Annotated in this window: 13 protein-coding genes; 2 read left to right on the top strand and 11 right to left on the bottom strand. The window is 43.3% G+C overall.

Annotated elements, in window-relative coordinates; all coding sequences use genetic code 11:
* Positions 1–62: 62 nt before the first annotated feature.
* Positions 63–1,340, bottom strand: a complete 1,278-nt coding sequence (locus E2R65_RS17950; protein WP_134337875.1) for a DUF5690 family protein — start codon at positions 1,338–1,340, stop codon at positions 63–65.
* 143 nt (positions 1,341–1,483) lie between these two features.
* On the opposite strand from E2R65_RS17950, the gene E2R65_RS17945 reads away from it, so the two are divergent.
* On the top strand, positions 1,484–2,632 hold the full coding sequence (locus E2R65_RS17945) for a DUF3095 domain-containing protein (protein WP_134337874.1): 1,149 nt from the start codon (positions 1,484–1,486) through the stop codon (positions 2,630–2,632).
* Positions 2,633–2,644: 12 nt separating this feature from the next.
* On the opposite strand, the gene E2R65_RS17940 is transcribed toward E2R65_RS17945, so the two are convergent.
* The 6 genes from E2R65_RS17940 to lepB form a co-directional block, all read right to left on the bottom strand.
* The gene (locus E2R65_RS17940; RefSeq protein ID WP_134337873.1) at positions 2,645–4,090 is read right to left on the bottom strand and encodes a TonB-dependent receptor; all 1,446 of its coding nucleotides are present in this window, start codon (positions 4,088–4,090) and stop codon (positions 2,645–2,647) included.
* A gap of 68 nt (positions 4,091–4,158) precedes the next feature.
* Positions 4,159–5,544: a sigma-54-dependent transcriptional regulator gene (locus tag E2R65_RS17935; RefSeq protein ID WP_134337872.1), complete on the bottom strand. Its 1,386-nt coding sequence runs from the start codon at positions 5,542–5,544 to the stop codon at positions 4,159–4,161.
* 155 nt (positions 5,545–5,699) lie between these two features.
* Complete coding sequence (locus E2R65_RS17930) at positions 5,700–8,507, bottom strand: S9 family peptidase (RefSeq protein WP_134337871.1); 2,808 nt, start codon at positions 8,505–8,507, stop codon at positions 5,700–5,702.
* A 96-nt stretch (positions 8,508–8,603) separates the two neighbouring features.
* Complete coding sequence (locus tag E2R65_RS17925) at positions 8,604–8,933, bottom strand: hypothetical protein (RefSeq protein ID WP_134337870.1); 330 nt, start codon at positions 8,931–8,933, stop codon at positions 8,604–8,606.
* A 278-nt stretch (positions 8,934–9,211) separates the two neighbouring features.
* Complete coding sequence (locus E2R65_RS17920; RefSeq protein WP_134337869.1) at positions 9,212–9,394, bottom strand: hypothetical protein; 183 nt, start codon at positions 9,392–9,394, stop codon at positions 9,212–9,214.
* A 77-nt stretch (positions 9,395–9,471) separates the two neighbouring features.
* Positions 9,472–10,572 carry a signal peptidase I gene (gene lepB / locus E2R65_RS17915; protein WP_134337868.1) on the bottom strand — a complete coding sequence of 367 codons (1,101 nt, stop codon included), beginning with the start codon at positions 10,570–10,572 and terminating at the stop codon, positions 9,472–9,474.
* A 170-nt stretch (positions 10,573–10,742) separates the two neighbouring features.
* Here lepB and E2R65_RS17910 point away from each other — a divergent pair, with 170 nt between their 5' ends.
* Positions 10,743–11,585 carry a phytanoyl-CoA dioxygenase family protein gene (locus E2R65_RS17910; RefSeq protein ID WP_134337867.1) on the top strand — a complete coding sequence of 281 codons (843 nt, stop codon included), beginning with the start codon at positions 10,743–10,745 and terminating at the stop codon, positions 11,583–11,585.
* A 23-nt stretch (positions 11,586–11,608) separates the two neighbouring features.
* On the opposite strand, the gene E2R65_RS17905 is transcribed toward E2R65_RS17910, so the two are convergent.
* The 4 genes from E2R65_RS17905 to E2R65_RS17890 all read right to left on the bottom strand — a co-directional run bounded on the left by E2R65_RS17905 (position 11,609) and on the right by E2R65_RS17890 (position 18,157).
* Positions 11,609–14,650, bottom strand: coding sequence for a GH92 family glycosyl hydrolase (locus E2R65_RS17905; RefSeq protein WP_134337866.1), 3,042 nt, complete (start codon positions 14,648–14,650; stop codon positions 11,609–11,611).
* Positions 14,651–14,850: 200 nt separating this feature from the next.
* A complete protein-coding gene (locus E2R65_RS17900; protein WP_134337865.1) occupies positions 14,851–15,630 on the bottom strand; it encodes an amidohydrolase in 780 nt (259 codons plus the stop codon).
* A gap of 53 nt (positions 15,631–15,683) precedes the next feature.
* Positions 15,684–16,829, bottom strand: coding sequence for a methionine aminotransferase (locus tag E2R65_RS17895; protein WP_134337864.1), 1,146 nt, complete (start codon positions 16,827–16,829; stop codon positions 15,684–15,686).
* A gap of 71 nt (positions 16,830–16,900) precedes the next feature.
* Entirely contained in the window at positions 16,901–18,157 is a 1,257-nt protein-coding gene (locus tag E2R65_RS17890; RefSeq protein WP_134337863.1) for a TPR end-of-group domain-containing protein, read from the bottom strand.
* Positions 18,158–18,219: the final 62 nt, after the last annotated feature.

Raw genomic sequence — 18,219 nt, 5'->3', positions numbered from 1 at the left:
AAGTTTAACTATAAAACCTGCGTAAGTGTTTGAATTTAAATGTATTTATTACCTTTTAATGATTAAAGCACAGATTGGTGTTGCTTGTACTTCCATTTGAAATACCATGCCGAAAAAACAGTGAGCAGCAACCCTACAACTGATAGCACCATTACACTATCAGAAAAAAATGCAACCCAGTTAAGTTTTACCTTAAAAACTTCTTTAGAAAGCAATACTCCCACACTGCCTATGTACCCAAAAGAATCAGCCAGATAGATCAGAAAACCAACGTTACCGGCATATTTAAAAGTAGCTATCAGCCGCTCAAAAAACACGGCATTAAACGGTATATAAACCATATAAAGGCCAAGCCCTACAATGGTCATCCACCAAATGGCAGATAAGCTGCCTTGTATAAACAGCAGCGTAGATAAGCCGGCAAATAAAAATCCAATACCAATAAAAATATGGGCAGTAAGCAGCGCTTTATAGCTGTTACGGATCATGACCATACTGCCAATAAGCACCAGGATGATTAAAGTGATAGGTGTTTCGGTTTTAGAGAATATTGCAGGCTGGTTGATAAACCCCATTTCCTTCCACATCTCGGCGCCAAAGTTATCACGGATATCCCTGAATATGGTGGCGAAGGTATAAATGAGGATGCATGCTGCAATACCCGGAAGGAACGCCCGCACAAAAGCACGGCGCTGTATTTTGCTCATGGGTACACGCGCTGTGCGGTCGGCAATATCCTCCGCATCCGGCGGCGGGATCTTTTCCATCAAATAAAGAAACAGCAGGAGCGGGGCGGCAAAGAGCAGACCGGTAAAAAATGGCACCCAAAATTCGGTAACACCAAACTTAAGCATGAGCCAGCCACCTGCCGTACGCACAAAACCCGAAGCGAAAATAAAGCTTACGGCCAGTGTTGCCCCAATAAAATCTGTTCCGCGCCTGCCTTCAATATATGAAAATACTACACCCCAAAGCATCCCCAGCGGGAAACCATTGATAAATAAGAACACGATATTGTAGGGGACAGGTACCAGTGCAAAGCCCAGCCAGCTAAACCATGCTATGCCCGTTAGCAAAATAATAACTGATGCGCGGCCGGTGCGCTTAAGTTCGGCAATGTATTTTATGCCATAAAACTTGGCCAGCATATAGCCCAATACCTGGCTTATTACCAGCAAGGTTTTATAACTATAACCGGCTACGGTGATGCCATCAAATGTGGCCACCGTAAATGATTTACGAAAGCCAAAGATCATGGTGTAAGCCAAAAACACGGTGATTGCGGCATAAATATTTACCTGTAAGCTGCTTCCCTTAACTTTACTTGGCGTTAAAAACATCAATAAATTTAGTTTTAAATTATTAGCCTGCTGCTGCTGTCACCAAATATAATCAGTTATTTAGCACTAACGTATAAACTGCCTGCATACTGCTTTAATAAATACAGTAAAACCCCCGGGCTTTTTTTACGTATGTTTATTTAATGATAACTGCTGCTAACAACCATTTTTACGATGCGCTGCCTGCAAATAAAACCAATTTGGGCAACCTGTTGCTCAACCAAAAACTTTTTCATGAGATCCCTGCCGACTGGCATGTGATCATTACGGATATTAAAGGATCAACCAATGCTGTACTTGGCGGCCAGCACGAAAAGGTAAACCTGGTAGCTACCGGTAGTATAGTAACCGTACTTAATATTGCTTTTGATTACCATATTACTATACCCTTCTTTTTTGGTGGAGACGGCGCTACCTTTATAGTGCCGCCTAATATTATTGATAAAGTGATGCAGGCACTTGCCTTATACCGGGTAAATACCTTAAACAACTTTAACCTGGAATTGCGCACCGGCAAGGTTTCGGTTGCCGAGATCTACGCTAAGGAATACCATTTGCATATTGCTAAATTTTGCAGCTCGCGCTCTTTTAACATACCCGTTTTATTGGGTAACGGACTAAACTATGCCGAGAAACTGATTAAAGGCGATGATGCGCTATTATCAGACCACCCTATACCGGATGATGAACTTAACCTGAGCGGGATGCAATGCCGGTGGGACAGGATAGACCCGCCCGAAAATAAGGAAGAAGTAGTTACCTTGCTGGTAGTAGCAAAAGACGGTATAAAACAATCTGCATCATTTAGCAAAGTGATGAATAAAATAGATGAGCTATATGGTTCGCCTCGTAAAAGGCAGCCTATATCTATCAAACAACTGAAGCTAAAAACTACGTTCAGCAGTATTGGTGAAGAAATGCGATTCAGGCTGGGGCAAATAAAATGGTTCGAACTTGTAAAAACGTGGTTGGTTACGCTTTACGGTTTTATCTATTTCAGGACACAAAGTGGCAGGCGATATTTGAAAAGCCTGGTAGAAATGGCCGATACCCTGGTGATAGACGGTAAAATAAATACGGTAATATCGGGTACTATCAACCAGCGCAAGGCACTGCAGCAAGCCCTTGACGAACTGGAGCAGGAGGGCGCTATATTATACGGATTGCATATTAGTACGGCCTCCATCATGTCGTGCTATGTACGCGATCTGAAAGACGGGCACATCCATTTTGTAGATGGATCTGAAGGGGGCTATACCCAGGCTGCTAAAATGTTAAAAGAGAAGTTTTAAGATAACCCTTTATCACAATTTGTTTTGCCCCGCATAACCAAACAGGTTGCGGGCTTTTATCATAACGGCAACCTCAACAGGTACATATTCTTCCCAGCCGGGCTCGTTATTTTTTATAAGCTGCAATACCTTGTCTGTTTCTACCTGCAGGTTGTTTTTGTTGTAAGTGGTAATATCTTCTATCTTATTATTGGCAAGCAGATATTCGTACAGGTCTATCAGGTTTGGCGGCAGCGAAAACTTTTTACTGTCGTAAATTTCGCCATTGCGCAGGGTGGGGTAAATAAACAATTTAACCTCGCGGCTAAACAGGGTAGCAAACGACTCTAAGATACCGCCATGCAGGTTTTTGTAATGCTCTTCAGAAAAAATATACTCCAGGTTGGGGTATCCTAAAACCACACCCATCTTTAACTTGGTTATTTTTGACAAAAAAGCCACCAATTTATAGTACTGATGAAAATTTGAGATCAATACCGTTTGGCCTAATGAACATAAAATGTCTACACGGTCTAAAAAATCTTTTTCGTCTATCTCGGCACTGTCATCTGCATCTCTTTCTTTTAATGCCTGCAGCGTAAGCTCCGTTATCACGCTTACGCGTTCTTTATTCACATCCGGTTCCTGTAAAAATTTCTCTACGCCGGTATTTAGCATGTCCAGGTGCACGTTAATAAGCGGCCGGAAACGGCCGCGCACCACTACCACATGCTTTTTATACAATACCTCTGATGCCTGCAGGTTTTTACCGTCGGGCCCAAATACTGCAGCGTCAGAAAATCCATATTTAACCAGGTGCAAACTCATCAGGCGGTTATCAACCTTGCTAAAGCCGGGCCCTTCAAAGCGGATCATGTCTATCTGAATCCGGTCTTTGGTCAGGTCATCCATTAATGATTGTAAGAGTATGGCAGGATTTTGTGCGTAGTAAAAGCAGGCAAAAATCAGGTTGACCCCCAATACGCCAACGGCCTGCTGCTGCAGGTTGTTATCGTTATCGAGCAGGTTAACGTGTAGTACTACATCATGATATTCGCCGTGCGGCTCCATCTGAAACCGAAGGCCCATCCAGCCATGTCCCTCGTTGGTTTTGTGGTAGTTTAAGGCCGAAAAAGTGCCCGAAAAGGCGAAAAAAGTTGTGTCGTTTCCGCGCTGTGCGGCAAGTCTTTCTATCACCAGGCTATACTCGTGGTTAAGCATCGATATTAACCTGGATTCGGTTACGTACCTACGCACCTGCTGCGCACCATAAATAGCATCAGAAAAAACCATATCATAGGCCGACATGGTTTTAGCTATAGTACCCGCGGCGGCGCCTGCTTTAAAAAAGTTCGCCGCAACATCCTGGCCTGCGCCTATCTCTGCAAATGAGCCATATATCTTAGGATCAAGGTTTATGGCAAGCGCCTTTTGCTTGGTACCTATGTCTTTATTATGGATGATGTTTGTGCTGCTCATTCGAATTAACGGCTGTAATTGTATGTCATAATAAAGCCCATGTAGTGTTACATGGGCCGGGTAAATTCTTATTCGCCTCTTTTTAAACCAAACTTCTCTATCTTACTGTATAGGTGACTGCGCTGGATATCAATATCATCCGCAGTTTTTGATACGTTCCAATTGTTTTTTTCCAGCTTAAACTTAATGTACTCCCGCTCGGCATAATCTTTATATTCCTGGAAGTTGGTAAACTGATCAAAATCTGTTTGCGGTGCCGTTGCAGCAGTTGCGGCAGCATCCGCGGTAACGGGTGCAGATGGGTTGGCAAACGCCTTTACATCACTATCTGTTATCACTTTATCGCTCAGGATGATCAAACGTTCAACCATGTTGCGCAATTCGCGGATGTTACCCGTCCAGGGTAATGCCTTAAGTGCCTCAAGTGCTGCATCAGATACTTTTTTAACCGGCATGCCATATTCGCTGCAAATTTCTTCTAAAAAGCTTTGTGTTAGCAAAGCAATGTCTTCGCGGCGTTCGGTAAGCGGCGGTACGTGTATCAATATAACGCTTAAGCGGTGGTATAAGTCCATCCGGAAATTACCGGCTTCTATTTCCTTTAACAGGTCCTTATTGGTTGCCGCCACAACACGCACGTCTACATCTATCTCTTTTTCGCCGCCTACCCGGGTAATTTTGCTTTCCTGCAGGGCACGCAGCACTTTTGCCTGTGCAGATTGGCTCATATCACCAATTTCATCCAGGAAAAGGGTACCGCCGCTGGCACTTTCAAACTTACCGATACGTTGTTTAATGGCTGATGTAAATGAACCTTTTTCATGGCCGAACAGTTCGCTCTCAATCAATTCTGAAGGTATCGCTGCGCAGTTAACCTCGATAATAGGCCCGTTAGAGCGGTTTGATTTTTCGTGCAGCCAGCGTGCAACCAGTTCTTTACCGCTACCGTTAGCGCCGGTAACCAATACGCGGGCATCGGTAGGGCCAACGCGGTCAATGGTTTCTTTGATGCGTAATATAGCCTGAGATTCGCCAAGTATAGGGCGTACTTTAGATACTTTGCGTTTTAAAACCTTGGCTTCAACAACCAGGCTTCCCCTGTCAAGGGCGTTGCGTACGGTTATCAGCAGGCGGTTCATATCAGGCGGTTTGCTGATAAAGTCAAACGCACCTTTTTTGCTGGCCTCTACAGCGGTTTCAACTGTACCGTGGCCGGATATCATAATAAAAGGAAGATCGGGCTTGATGGACAAACCCTCGGTAAGCACTTCCATGCCATCCATGCGGTTCATCTTTATATCGCACAGTACCAGGTCGTAATCATTTTTACGAATAAGTTCTAATCCGTCTACACCATTATCTATATCTTCTACAACGTAATCCTCGTACTCCAAAATTTCACGAAGTGCGCTTCGGATAGACCGTTCGTCATCAATTATTAAAATTTTCGCCATGTTGTTTTAAACTAAAAACAGGTAGTAATGTTTGCGGCTAAGATAAAAAAATGTATAGTATTTTAAACACTATTTTAACAACGCTGATAGTTTGTTATAAATGTTTTAAAAGGAATTTTATTAATTATAATTTAACAAATCACCACTTTATCATTTTATTCGCTAATCTCCAGCCCCCAATCTTTCCCTTTATCAACAGCAGGTACGCCCTTATCCATCCATACGGGCATGGGGGCTCCTTTTAAAAAGTGATCGAAAAACTGGGCTTCGCGGATGCTGATATCTTTGCGGTTTTGGCGTTTTACCAGGTTATGGGCTTCATCATTGTATTGCAGCAGCCAAACGGGTTTACCTAATCTGCGTAAGGCTGTAAACATTTCTATCCCCTGGTACCAGGGCACAGCGCCGTCTGCATCGTTACTCATAATTACTACCGGGGTTTTTACCTTGGGCAGCTGAAACAAAGGCGAGTTATCGATATATAAATTGGGCTTATCCCAAAGGCTGGCGCCGATACGGCTCTGTGTTTTCTCGTATTGCGACTGTCGATTGATGCCGCTTTCCCAGCGAATGCCACCGTAAGCAGAAGTCATGTTGGCAACGGGTGCGCCAGCCCAGGCAGCTGCATACATATTGGTTTGGGTTATTAAGTAGGCAACCTGGTAACCGCCCCAGCTTTGGCCCTGTATGCCAATATGTTCGGCATCAACCCATGTGTTCTTCTTTAACGCCTCTACGCCCGAATTTACAAATTCTACAGCCGATGCGCCAGGATGCCCGGTTTGGTAGCTAATATCGGGTGCGAAAACTAAATATCCGTTACTTACAAACCACGAAATTGGCAAGCGCGATGGCGTAGGGGAAGGGGGCAGGTAATTATATAAACCATCAGTAAGCTTCTCATAAAAATAGGCTATCATCGGGTATTTTTTTGCCGGATCAAAATCCTCTGGTTTATATAAAATACCTTGTGATCTGTATCCCTTAGGGGTTGTCCATTTTACCAGTTCGGCAGTGCCCCAGTTATACTGCGCCTGTTGCGGGTTGATGGCACTCAGCCTGGTTTCGTGTACCAGATCTGCAGATAGATACAGATCCGGTGATTGTGTATAGCTATACTTGGTATAAATGAAATCGTTTGCATTTTTTGCTTTTTGCAGGCTGCTGTAAGCTATTGGTGCTATAACCACTTTTTGGGGAGCATAATCGCTGTTTAATTCCTTTTTATAGTATCCCCATTGCTTATTCTCTTCATTCTGTACAATAAGCCACATCGTTTTTTTGGATGGAATATATTTTTCCTCAGGGTCGGTGCTATTGTACCTGAATTCCAGCTTATACCTGCGGCCCATACCGTTTGTAAAATTAGTGGCTTTGGCTGTTGCAGGGTCAATAGCCCAAATGTCGTACCTGTCGTATATCAGTACATGCTTGTCGTTCTCTTCCCAAGCGCAGATACCGTAAGGCGATGGATCATCGGGTACGTCGTTATCTTCGGCACCCATTTTAACATGTGTGCCAACAGTAATATTTGTTTTTTTACCCGTGGCTATGTTGTAGCTGTGCCAATTTTGGTCTTTAGCATCAAACCAAACCACAAAGTTGCCATTGGGCGATAGGCTGTAACGGGCCTTTAGCCGGTTGTTAATACGCATACGTTCGCCGGTTTTGGTATTAATGAGGTAAGCGGCCTGCGTTGTGCCGCCTTCCCATTGCGCCTGCACACGTGCCCCGGTATCGGTAAGCCCTAAAACAAAGGGTGCATCGTTATTGTCAGATACCGTTATCTCCCTGATGCCCATGCTACCTAATTGTACCAGCTTTTTACTGCCATCGGCCGGGCGGATAACGGCCTGGTAGCTGCGTTTTAGTTCACGCTGCAGGTTTTTTAACTGCTGGGGCTGCAGGTAATCATCTTTATAATTCCAGATATCTAACCGGGCATGCTCAAATTCAACCAAGGTTGTATCAGCCGGTTTGGGGATTGGTGCCGTACCGAAGAATAAGTTATGGCCGCTTTTACTAAAAAACACTTTGCCATCACCACTAACCGCCCAGTTTACAGGCATACCTGCCGTATTTGGTTCGGCAATAATAATGGCGCTATCTTTTGCTGCGGTGTAATAATATAGTTTAAATGGTTTTACCAGGGCTTTCTCCTGATTTTTTTCGGCGGTAAAGGCCAGTTGTTTACCATCATCATCAAAGGTTATATTTTTGTAATTACCGCGGCCGGTGCTTACTGCTTTAAGCGAATCCCTCTCCATATCATAAACAAACATGCCCGATTTAACGGCTTTATTTTTTTTAGGCGCTGATACCGCAAAAGCCAGCCATTTACCATTTTTACTTAACTGGTATTCGGTAACAAAATTAAAACTACGCATTTTACCGCTGGCCAGTTGTTGTACCGTAAGTTCTGCACCTTCTTTTACAGGTGGGGCAATAGTAGTTGCGATAGCTTTTTTTGAGGTATCTGATGGTTCGGGCTTTTTTAATGTATCGGCAGGGGACAGGTAAGCCACAACAGCTGCCTTATCGGCTATTTTGAATGAGCGTATAGCAGGGATCTTTTTGATAGCGCTTTTGCCCAACGTAATAATACCCAGTGTATCTTTAGGGAATTCAGCTTGCTTTTTCTTTTTGATCTTTGCTTCGCGGATTGCTTTGTAGAAAGGCCTGATCAGGAACACAGCATATTTAGAATCTGCTGTAAAGCGTGCCGTATCCGCCCGTGGAATAATGAGTTTATTTTTGCCTTTGTTATTAAGCAGCACTAAATTGGCATCACCTTCTTGCGGCTTAACAGCATAAACAACCCATTTACCATCATTGCTGATACGCTCGCCTGTAATGCTTTGCCAGCCATCATAAACCGACTGGTCAAGCGGCCTTTTAACGGCTTTTTGGGCCGAAGCGTTTAGGCATAATACTATAAGGGCAGGCAGTAAAAATCTTTTCATAGAGCGTGATTGAGGTATCCAGCCCTAATATCCTAATTTAAATACCTAAACCGGTACTGAAATGAAAAAGTTACATCTTGTTTAATTAAGATGACGTTAATGATGGATAGCAGATGGTGAATTTAATAATACATTAACCATATGGAATATACGATTTAGAAGAGCCTTAATTCTGGCAAGGATATTTTGGTGGGTTACATGTGGCTGGGCTATCATCTGCTGCGCGTTGTTATTAGGTTCAGAATCTTCCAAGTGCTCCATTTCTTCCAGCACAAAACGGCGCACACCCGGGTCTCTGTTAATGATCTCGTCCATTTCAGCCAGGTCGCGCAGGGTTGCCTGCCCTTGGGCACGTTTTTTCCAAAGCACTTCAAAGCGTTCTTGCGATAGGGTACGCCTGATGATATACCTGTGATCTCTGCTCATAGCATTGTTATTGGTTTATTAGCCATCAAACAAAATGCCATACACGCAAAGTTTTAGTTATCAGCAATTTATAGATTGAATTAATAGACTACTGGCCGTTTTTATTACAAATGGTGTACGTAGCCGTACAGTTTAATATTATATGATGAACAAAGGTTACTGGCAGTTATCCCAGAAGCAAATAATTACAATATCTTGTTCGTTTATTTTGTAAAACATTGAACAGTTTATGTAATATGCATCTAAGTCAAAACTTTCTTCAGCTTCTGGTGTGAACCTTATATTAAGATTCCATTTTTTAGAAAAATGCTTGCCGGTAAACTCATCCATAGATATTGTTTGCCCGGCTTCGCATTGACTGATACTTTTATTAATGCTATTTGTAACATAATTAGGTAACCAAAGGGCTTGTGGCTCAAAGGCACCTTCAAAGCCTTTAAAACAGCTTTGATAGCTTTCATCTGATCTGTATTTTCAGGATGTATCAGTGTGCTTTCTATATACAATCCCTGTGAAAAGATTTTTATAAAAATCCTAATTAATGTATTGCCCTAAGTACCCTGTTCCAGCGTATCTTGTTAACTGTGCTTTGGGTGCTGTCTATACTCATCCAGGTTATCATGGCTTTACCTACAATATGGTCTTCGGGTACAAAGCCCCAAAAGCGGGAGTCTTCTGAATTATGGCGATTGTCTCCCATCATCCAGTAATAGTTCATTTTAAAGGTATAGGTATCCGCTTTTTTACCATTGATAATGATAGCATCGCCTTCACGGGTAACTTTGTTATGCTCGTAAACCTCAATAGCGCGGCCATACAAAGCCAGGGTAGAGTCGTTCAATTGTATATTAATACCCTTTTTAGGGATCAATAATGGGCCGAAGTTGTCCTCGTTCCATTTAAATTTTTCGTTATGCGGAAAGATCTGCGGGCTGTATTCGCCTTTAGGCTCAATTACTTCTTTAACAGATACGATGTTAGAATAGCTTTTAAATTCGTTATAACTATCCGGCGGGATGATCATTTCGTAAATAGTTGGGTTATACTGGTACCGCACATCTATTTTAAGGTTATGGATCATTTCGGGGTTCAGATCGGCCGAAGTGGTGGTTACCCGATAGGATGTTTGCGCTTTAGGCGCGTTAGCAACTAACTGACCGCTTGCATAAACTTTACCGTCTTTTATTTCTATGATATCACCTGGCGTACCTACGCAACGTTTTATAAAGTGTGTGCGCATGTCAACAGGGCGGTTAACAAGTTCTGCCGGGTAATTAAATACAACTGCATCGCCTTTTTTTACTTCGCCCAAGCCAGGCAAACGGAAATAAGGAAGTTGTAAACCATCCCAGTAGGTTTTAACTTTAGCATCAAACACGGTCGACTCTAAAAACGGGATAGATATGGGTGTCATAGGCATCCGGGCACCATAAGCCATTTTACTTACAAACAGGTAATCGCCGGTAAGCAGGCTGCCCTCCATCGATGCGGAGGGGATGGCATAAGCCGAAAATAATAAACCGCGTATAATAGTAGATGCAATCAACGCAAATAATATCGCATCGAGCCATTCGCGCGCTGCGCTTTTTTTAGGTTTATTTTCGTCTTTATTTTTGCGTGATAAAAATTTCCAATTCATGGCTGTTTTGGGGTTATGTTAGCTATGGGTGATGCTTGGACTATAGCAACACCATTTTGTTACATGATATGATGATAAAATACCACACAATTACATTAATTATTTAAGCCAAATTATGCTATTAGAACAAATACTTGCTTAAATTTACCTAACCGGTTAAAATTAATATTATGGCAGGTAAAGCATTATCCGCAAAGCAACTAAGCGATTATCATCGCAACGGCTATATTGTAGTGAAAAATTTCTGTTCGGCAGATGAAACAGGCAGGTTGTACAGTACTGCCTTAAATGATGATGCCATGCGCAAGAACGCGCTCGACCTGAACGACCAAAGTGGTAAAAAAACACGTTTGTCGTTGTGGTTTACACCGGGTAACGATGTATTTGGATACCTTACCCGCAGCGAAAGGATGATTATACCGGTAAGGCAATTGCTTGACGGCGATGCGCCGGTTTGCCATTTCCACTCCAAGCTGATGCAAAAGGAACCTAAAGTTGGCGGTGCCTGGGAATGGCACCAGGATTACGGCTACTGGTATAAAAATCAGTTTATGTTTCCGGATCAGCTAATGAGCGTGATGGTGGCACTTACTAAGGCAAACAAGCAAAACGGCTGTTTGCAGGTGATCAAAGGATCGCACAAGCTGGGCCGGATGAATCACGGCTTTTCGGGCGAACAGGTAGGGGCAGATATGACCATGGTAAATAATGCCCTGCAAACTATGGACCTGGTGTATTGCGAATTGGAACCTGGCGACGCCTTGTTCTTCCACAGTAATTTACTGCACCGATCAGAGGCAAATTTATCTGATGAGCCCCGCTGGAGCATTATTTCCTGTTATTCGCTGCAAAGTAACCTGGCTTATAACGAAACTTCCACCTCCTGGAAAACACCTGTTAACGTAGTACCCGATGAAGCCATACTGGAGTGGGATGCGGGCTCGCTTTCTAACAATGATTTTTTGGCTAAAGAAAATGATCCTGCATTAAAAGAAACCGGCTGGGAGAAGTAGGCTATTCTCAAATTAGTAGTTAATTACTCCACCGTTATCTCATCAGCAAATATATATGACGGGCTGCCTTTGCTTTCATGCCATTCAGGTAAAGGGCCAAACTGTTTGGCTACCAGCTTAATATATCTTGATTTTTTATTTATTATGGCCGTGTATTGCTGTGTTTGCGGTTCCAGTTCTTTAACATCTACCTGGCTGTTAACGGTTGCGGCTAATTTATAATTTTTGCCGTCGTCAGATAACCAATACTCCACCTTTGACGGGAAAACTATCCAGGAACGTGTATCTTGCAGGGTGCCAATGCCAACCTGTTTTACCGGCTTTACCTGCCCCATATCTATTATCGCTTCCAAATCATTCCCCTGGTAACCTTGCCAGTTGCCAAGCCGCCAGTTAGCTGTACCATGTATGCCGTTTATCAGCGTTTCATCGCCCTGTGCAGAATAGTTGGGCAGATATTTATTAACCAGCGTAAGTTTAATATCGCCGCGTATTTTAGTAAAGGTGGCCGCATCTACAAAGCTGCTTTTACCATCATGTTTAGCTATGGCTTTTACAGTTGTGTTTACCACTATACCAATGGGCTTAACATATTGTGTAGAGGCAGCCGTAGGGGTGCTGCCATCCAGCGTGTAATAAATTTTTGCCAGGCTGTCGGCACAGCCAATTTCTGCAGTGATGGACTGCTTGAAGGTTTTGGTACCCGATATAATGTATGGGTTCGGAACGATCAGTTCATCGCTGATCTTAGAGGTGGGCATCTCTAACTCCTGCATAAAAAGCTTGTTAGCTAATGAGCCTGTAAACACTTCAAAATCGCCTCCTTTGGCTATATCATCATAATTGATATAAAGTTTATTATAAGGCTTTTTATCGAGGCTGATACCCTGTATATAAAAATTATTGCGGCTAACGGTGGCACCGGGGTTGCTAATAGTGAACTTTTTACCATTCTCCAGGTTAATAACCATTTTGGCAAATTGCGGCGCACCTATCTGGAATTGTTGTTGGCCCGGTGCTATATTATAGATGCCTAAACAACTCATTACATACCATGCCGACATTTGCCCGCAGTCTTCATTTCCAGATAAGCCGTCGGGCTTGTCGGTGTACTGTTCGCGCAGTATTTTGTTTACATAGTACTGCGTTTTATCGGGCGAATTAGTAAAATTATATAGGTAAGCAATGTGGTGGCTTGGTTCGTTACCATGCGCATACTGGCCTATAAGGCCGGTAACATCGTCCTGCTGGCGGCCGCTTAGTTTGGCATTTGTACTAAATAGTTCATCAAGTTTAGCTTCAAAAGCTACTTTACCGCCAAGGCTTTTCGCCAGCCCTTCTACATCCTGCGGCACCAGGAAACTGTATTGCCAGGCATTACCCTCTGTGTAGTTGTTATTGATCTCGGTGGGCTCAAAAGGCGTGTACCAGCCGCCATTATCGCGCGCCTGCATAAAGCCGTTCTGGTTGTTGTGCACGTTTTTCCAATACTGGGCACGTTTAATATATTCGGCGTAGTCCTGCGGCTTGTTAAGCATCTTGGCCATTTGGGCAATACACCAATCGTCGAAGGCGTAATCTAATGTTTTGGATACCGATTCGTGTTCTACATCGGCATTTACGGCACCCGTGGCCCTGTAATTGTCCAGCCCGAACTGGTTGCGGTTTACAGCGGCCTTCATAGCCGTAAAAGCTTCTTCGGCATTAAAATCGCGGATGCCCTTGGCATAGGCATCTACAATAACAGGGATAGAGTGGTTGCCTACCATACAATAAGTTTCGGTAGTGGCCAGCGGCCAGATAGGCAGCAGGCCTCCCTGTTCGTAAATAGCTAAAAAAGTTTTAATAAAGTCGAGTGTCCGCTTACGGTCAATAATATTCAGCAACGGGTTTTCGGCCCGGTAAGTATCCCATAAAGAAAATGCCGTATAATAATTAAACCCTTTAGCGGTATGTATCTGCTGATCCAGGCCGCGGTACTGCCCGTCTGCATCGTTATAAATACTTGGGGCAACCATACAATGGTAAAGCGCAGTATAAAACATGGTTTGCTTCTGATCTGCATAATCCGGAATTTCTACCTTTTTTTTATTGCGTGCAGGCGCAACAGCATTATACCCGTAAGGATTATACATGGTGTTAGTTTCCCGCTGTGAGGATGCATCGGGCGCACCGCCTTCTACCTGAATCCTGGAGAGCTCTTCGTTCCAGGCAATTTTAGCTGCCTTTGCCACTTTTTTAAAGTCGAAATCAGGAACCTCTGCATCCATGTTTTTCAAAGCTCCTTCGGCACTTACCGATGATATAGCCACCTTTGAGATCACTACACCGGGGTCATCAAACCGGATATACATTTTTACATTTTTACCCTGCACCTTCTTTTGTCCTTGCTGCACCTGATCATTCAGGGCGATACCGTAGCTGGTAAATGGCTTAGAAAACTTAGCGTAAAAGTATAGGTGCTGATTGGTAGCCCATGATTTGGAACGCCGAAATCCGCGGATCTCATGGTCGTTAACTACCTCTATCCAGCTATCCAGCACTTCATCACGGTGCTGCAGATCTATCATAATATTACCTTGCGCGGCATTGTTGTAATTGTATTTATGCACGCCAACGCGGGTAGTTGCGGTAAGCTCTACACCAATGTTATACTTATCTAAAAAGGTTGAATAATAGCCGGGTGATGCTGTTTCGTTCTTTTTCTGAAAGCCGGACCGGTAACCGGTATTTTTAAATTGTGGTTCGCCGGTGGTTGGCATAAAAAGCACATCGCAAAAATCGGCTATGCCGGTGCCGCTTAAGTGGGTATGCGAAAAACCGTAAACCACGGTATCGGCATAATGATAACCCGACACACCGTCCCAGCCCTCTAAACGCGTATCCGGACTAAGCTGCACCATACCGAACGGCGCAACAGCACCCGGGTAGGTATGGCCATGGCCACCGGTACCTATAAAAGGATCAACAAACCGGGTAAGATCTTTTTTTTTCTTTTGAGCCGATGCGTTGAACGCAGCAAACAGGTACAGCACAATTATAACACCACGAACGATCACTCTCATTTATAATCCAGGTTTTTAACTTAACGCAAAATAGTAAGATTAGTATGGATATGAAAGGGGAATATCATATCAACTTTCGGCACTATTGCGATCAATCACCTCTTAATATAGATGAGTTGATGGATTTAGAATAATTGATGGATTAGCTACTATGTATATGTTAGTTTGTATCAGGCAAAAATTGCAGGAAGTAAAAATATCTATTCTTCAATTCTGAATTTATCTGCATCCCTCAAAAAAGGCAATGCGCGGCGGGCTTTTTTTACTTCATCGCCAATGATAGAGAAGGTGTACACATCTTCTTCATCGCGCTTATAATACACCACGTTACCATTAGGGTCTATACAGGTAGAGTCGCCGGAATGGTAAATTTCGTTGCCATCGTGGCCAACGCGGTTAACGCCAATAACATACGCCTGGTTCTCTACTGCCCGGGCTGGGATAAGTGTGCGCCAATGCAGTGCACGTTTTTCGGGCCAGTTGGCTACAATCATCAGCAGATCATAATCTTCATCAACGTTACGCAACCATACCGGGAAACGCAGATCGTAGCAAATGGCCGGGCAAATTTTCCAGCCATTTAGTTCAACAACAAGCTTTTTGGTGCCCGGCGTATAAACAGTATGCTCTTTACCCATTGCAAACAGGTGCCGTTTATCGTAATGCTCATACGTGCCATCGGGGCGCACCCAAAGCAGGCGGTTATAAAACTTATCGTCTTCTTTAATAATGATACTGCCTGTAACTACTGCATCAAACTTTTGGGCAGTTTTTTGCATCCATTGCATGGTTTTGCCATTCATGGTTTCGCCCAGTGCTTCGGCATTCATGCTAAAGCCGGTATTAAACATTTCGGGCAGGATAATGAGGTTTGTTTTTTCGCGTATATTAGATAATCGCAATGTTATATTTTGCAGGTTCTTATCTGTGTTTTCCCAAAATAAATACCCCTGGTAAACCGTAATTTTCAGATTATCCATAAACAAGCTTTTAATAGAGCGGCAAATAATTATACGTAAATATTGCTGTAAGGTTAAACCTTTACCAATTTATCAACGGCTTTATCCAGGGTTTCTTGCCTTTTGGCGAAACAAAAACGCAATACATGCCTGTCTGTACCCTTACGGTAAAATGCCGAAACCGGTATCGCCGCAACACCCGTTTCTTTCGTTAAACGTATCGCAAAGTCGGTATCTTTTTCATCTGTAATGGCATCATAAGTAACAGATTGAAAATATGAGCCGGAACAAGGCAACAGCTGAAACCGGCTTTGTTCTAAACCTTTACGAAAATGATCCCGCTTTTGCTGAAAAAGCAGGGGCAGGTCAAGATAGGTGTTTTCATCCTTTAAATACTCGGCAATAGCATATTGTAACGGGGTATTTACGCTGAACACTAAAAACTGATGTATTTTTCTAAACTCTGCCATCAAATAAGCAGGGGCAAGGCAATACCCCATTTTCCAGCCGGTAGCATGGAAGGTTTTACCAAACGATGCCACAATCATGCTGCGCTGCTGCAACTCCGGGTAGCGGGCCATGCTGTGATGCTCCTGCCCGTCAAACACCAGGTGTTCATAAACTTCATCGCTTAAAATCAGTATATCCTGGTTTTTTACCAAAGCGCTTAACTCATCAATATCCTCACGGCTTAAAATTGTAGCTGTGGGGTTATGCGGCGAATTCAGGATGATCATTTTTGTTTTATTATTGATCAGCCTTTTTACCATATCCCAAGCAATACGATAGCTGGGCGGTTCCAGTTCCAATGATTTTACCACACCGCCCATCAGCTTAATAGCAGGCGCATAACAATCATAGGCAGGCTCAAACATAATCACCTCATCATTCGGGTGAATAACCGCGCTGATAGCCGTAAACACCGCCTGCGTGCCGCCGGCAGTAACAGTTATCTCGGTATCGGGGTTATAACGGGCGCCGTAAAGTTTTTCTGTTTTTATTGCAATCTGCTCGCGCAGGGCCATTACACCGGCCATTGGCGCATATTGGTTGTGCCCATTTTTCATGGCTGTGTTCACCAATTCTATTAATTGGGGAGCGCAATCATAGTCGGGGAAACCCTGCGACAGATTAATGGCGCCATATTCGGCAGCCAGGGCAGACATGGTGGTGAATATGTTTGTCCCGGTTTGGGGTAATTTAGAAATAACAGGTATCATGCAGGGGCAAAATTAACCAAAAAACACAAGCAAAAACCGATTGTTTAAAAAATGACAGCAATAAGCAGCCGTTATTTACCTGTTGGCAGCTTCCAAAAAGCATCGGCATTATTGGTGCGGTAACGCTCGATAACCAGGTTTGTCTGGCTGTTTTTATCTTCACTCTTATCCGGCGTTTGCTTAAAGTATTCTACCGGCAAAAGGCTGATGTAGGTGATGGTTTTATCTTTTTCGCGGGTTTCGTAGTTATATTCATTACGCAGCGGGCTGTAAACGCGGTACAGGTTTTTGGCCATATACCTGTCCAGGTAATCGTCTTTGGTTACCTTAAAGCGGTTGTTCCAGTTGGCATCATCGTTTATAAATAACGGCTGGTTTTTAATGAGGCGCTCGCGCACTTCAGCAATACCTAAAAGCTTTTTGTTTTCATCTGTTACGTAGGCATTATTAGTAGGGTCCATCCATACCCATTTACTCAGGGTTGGCAAATAAACCACATTGATCACATGCGAATCGTAATCAACATTCAAACTATCCTTAGGGAAACAATATACCTTGCGCGATTTCCATCCCATGGCCAGATAGCATTCGTTAAGGGTGGTAGCCAGTTCTCCGCATGATACGCCTATATTTTTGGCTGTTGCCTTGCTAATGATCTCGTTGGCGTTTATCATGCTGATACCACTTTCATGCTGCCCGTCGTGCTTAACCGTATTATGCACCCATTTCAGTATATTGATCGCTTTTGAGGCTTCATCACCTTTACCGCCAATAGAATCCAGCTTAAAGTTTTTCCTGATGGCCACTAAATTGCCATTGCTTGCAGGTTGGTAGGTAAAGGCCGGTATTTTACGTGCATCCCGTGCGTTAAATTTTTCTGCTTTTTGCAAAATATATTTATAATCACCCACGGCGCGCATTCCCTGGGCTATCTGCTTAAATTTTGGCTCGTTTTTGATATTGGCAAAATCACTATCCTCCATTAAGTGGCTGTAATTGGTATAGCCGTAATGCACTGCGCTATCTAATGTGCTTAAGGCCTCGGGCTTTTTATTAAGGAGGGAGTAAAGGCAGCTTACGTTGTACCAATTATTGGTTAAGTATCCTTTATACATCCGTTTATCATCCGCGTTTAACTGGTTATATTTAACCATCAGCTCGGTTATTAACTTTAAGCCTTCGGTATCGTTGCGTTGATCATAAGCTTTTTGGATCAGCCCGCCCTGGTTATTGGCAAAACCATCAAAAGGGTTGGTTGATACATTTTGGGCAAACAGGCTGCCTGCCGAAAAATACAGGATGGAGGTTAATGTAAGTTTAAGTTTCATGCTGATGGTATGGTAAAACAAATATAAACGAATATGCTATTTTAAGATGCTTTTTAGTGCTA

The sequence above is a fragment of the Mucilaginibacter phyllosphaerae genome, from assembly GCF_004378255.1.
Taxonomy (GTDB): Bacteria; Bacteroidota; Bacteroidia; order Sphingobacteriales; family Sphingobacteriaceae; genus Mucilaginibacter; species Mucilaginibacter phyllosphaerae.
Note: the sequence above shows the minus strand (reverse complement) of the source record. Positions and strands in the feature narration are given on the sequence as shown.

Excerpts from the sequence above, each read along its gene's own strand:
- E2R65_RS17950 (WP_134337875.1), bottom strand. The coding sequence starts at position 1,340 with ATGTTTTTAACGCCAAGTAAAGTTAAGGGAAGCAGCTTACAGGTAAAT.
- E2R65_RS17945 (WP_134337874.1), top strand. The coding sequence starts at position 1,484 with ATGATAACTGCTGCTAACAACCATTTTTACGATGCGCTGCCTGCAAAT.
- E2R65_RS17940 (WP_134337873.1), bottom strand. The coding sequence starts at position 4,090 with ATGAGCAGCACAAACATCATCCATAATAAAGACATAGGTACCAAGCAA.
- E2R65_RS17935 (WP_134337872.1), bottom strand. The coding sequence starts at position 5,544 with ATGGCGAAAATTTTAATAATTGATGACGAACGGTCTATCCGAAGCGCA.
- E2R65_RS17930 (WP_134337871.1), bottom strand. The coding sequence starts at position 8,507 with ATGAAAAGATTTTTACTGCCTGCCCTTATAGTATTATGCCTAAACGCT.
- E2R65_RS17925 (WP_134337870.1), bottom strand. The coding sequence starts at position 8,933 with ATGAGCAGAGATCACAGGTATATCATCAGGCGTACCCTATCGCAAGAA.
- E2R65_RS17920 (WP_134337869.1), bottom strand. The coding sequence starts at position 9,394 with ATGAAAGCTATCAAAGCTGTTTTAAAGGCTTTGAAGGTGCCTTTGAGC.
- lepB (WP_134337868.1), bottom strand. The coding sequence starts at position 10,572 with ATGAATTGGAAATTTTTATCACGCAAAAATAAAGACGAAAATAAACCT.
- E2R65_RS17910 (WP_134337867.1), top strand. The coding sequence starts at position 10,743 with ATGGCAGGTAAAGCATTATCCGCAAAGCAACTAAGCGATTATCATCGC.
- E2R65_RS17905 (WP_134337866.1), bottom strand. The coding sequence starts at position 14,650 with ATGAGAGTGATCGTTCGTGGTGTTATAATTGTGCTGTACCTGTTTGCT.
- E2R65_RS17900 (WP_134337865.1), bottom strand. The coding sequence starts at position 15,630 with ATGGATAATCTGAAAATTACGGTTTACCAGGGGTATTTATTTTGGGAA.
- E2R65_RS17895 (WP_134337864.1), bottom strand. The coding sequence starts at position 16,829 with ATGATACCTGTTATTTCTAAATTACCCCAAACCGGGACAAACATATTC.
- E2R65_RS17890 (WP_134337863.1), bottom strand. The coding sequence starts at position 18,157 with ATGAAACTTAAACTTACATTAACCTCCATCCTGTATTTTTCGGCAGGC.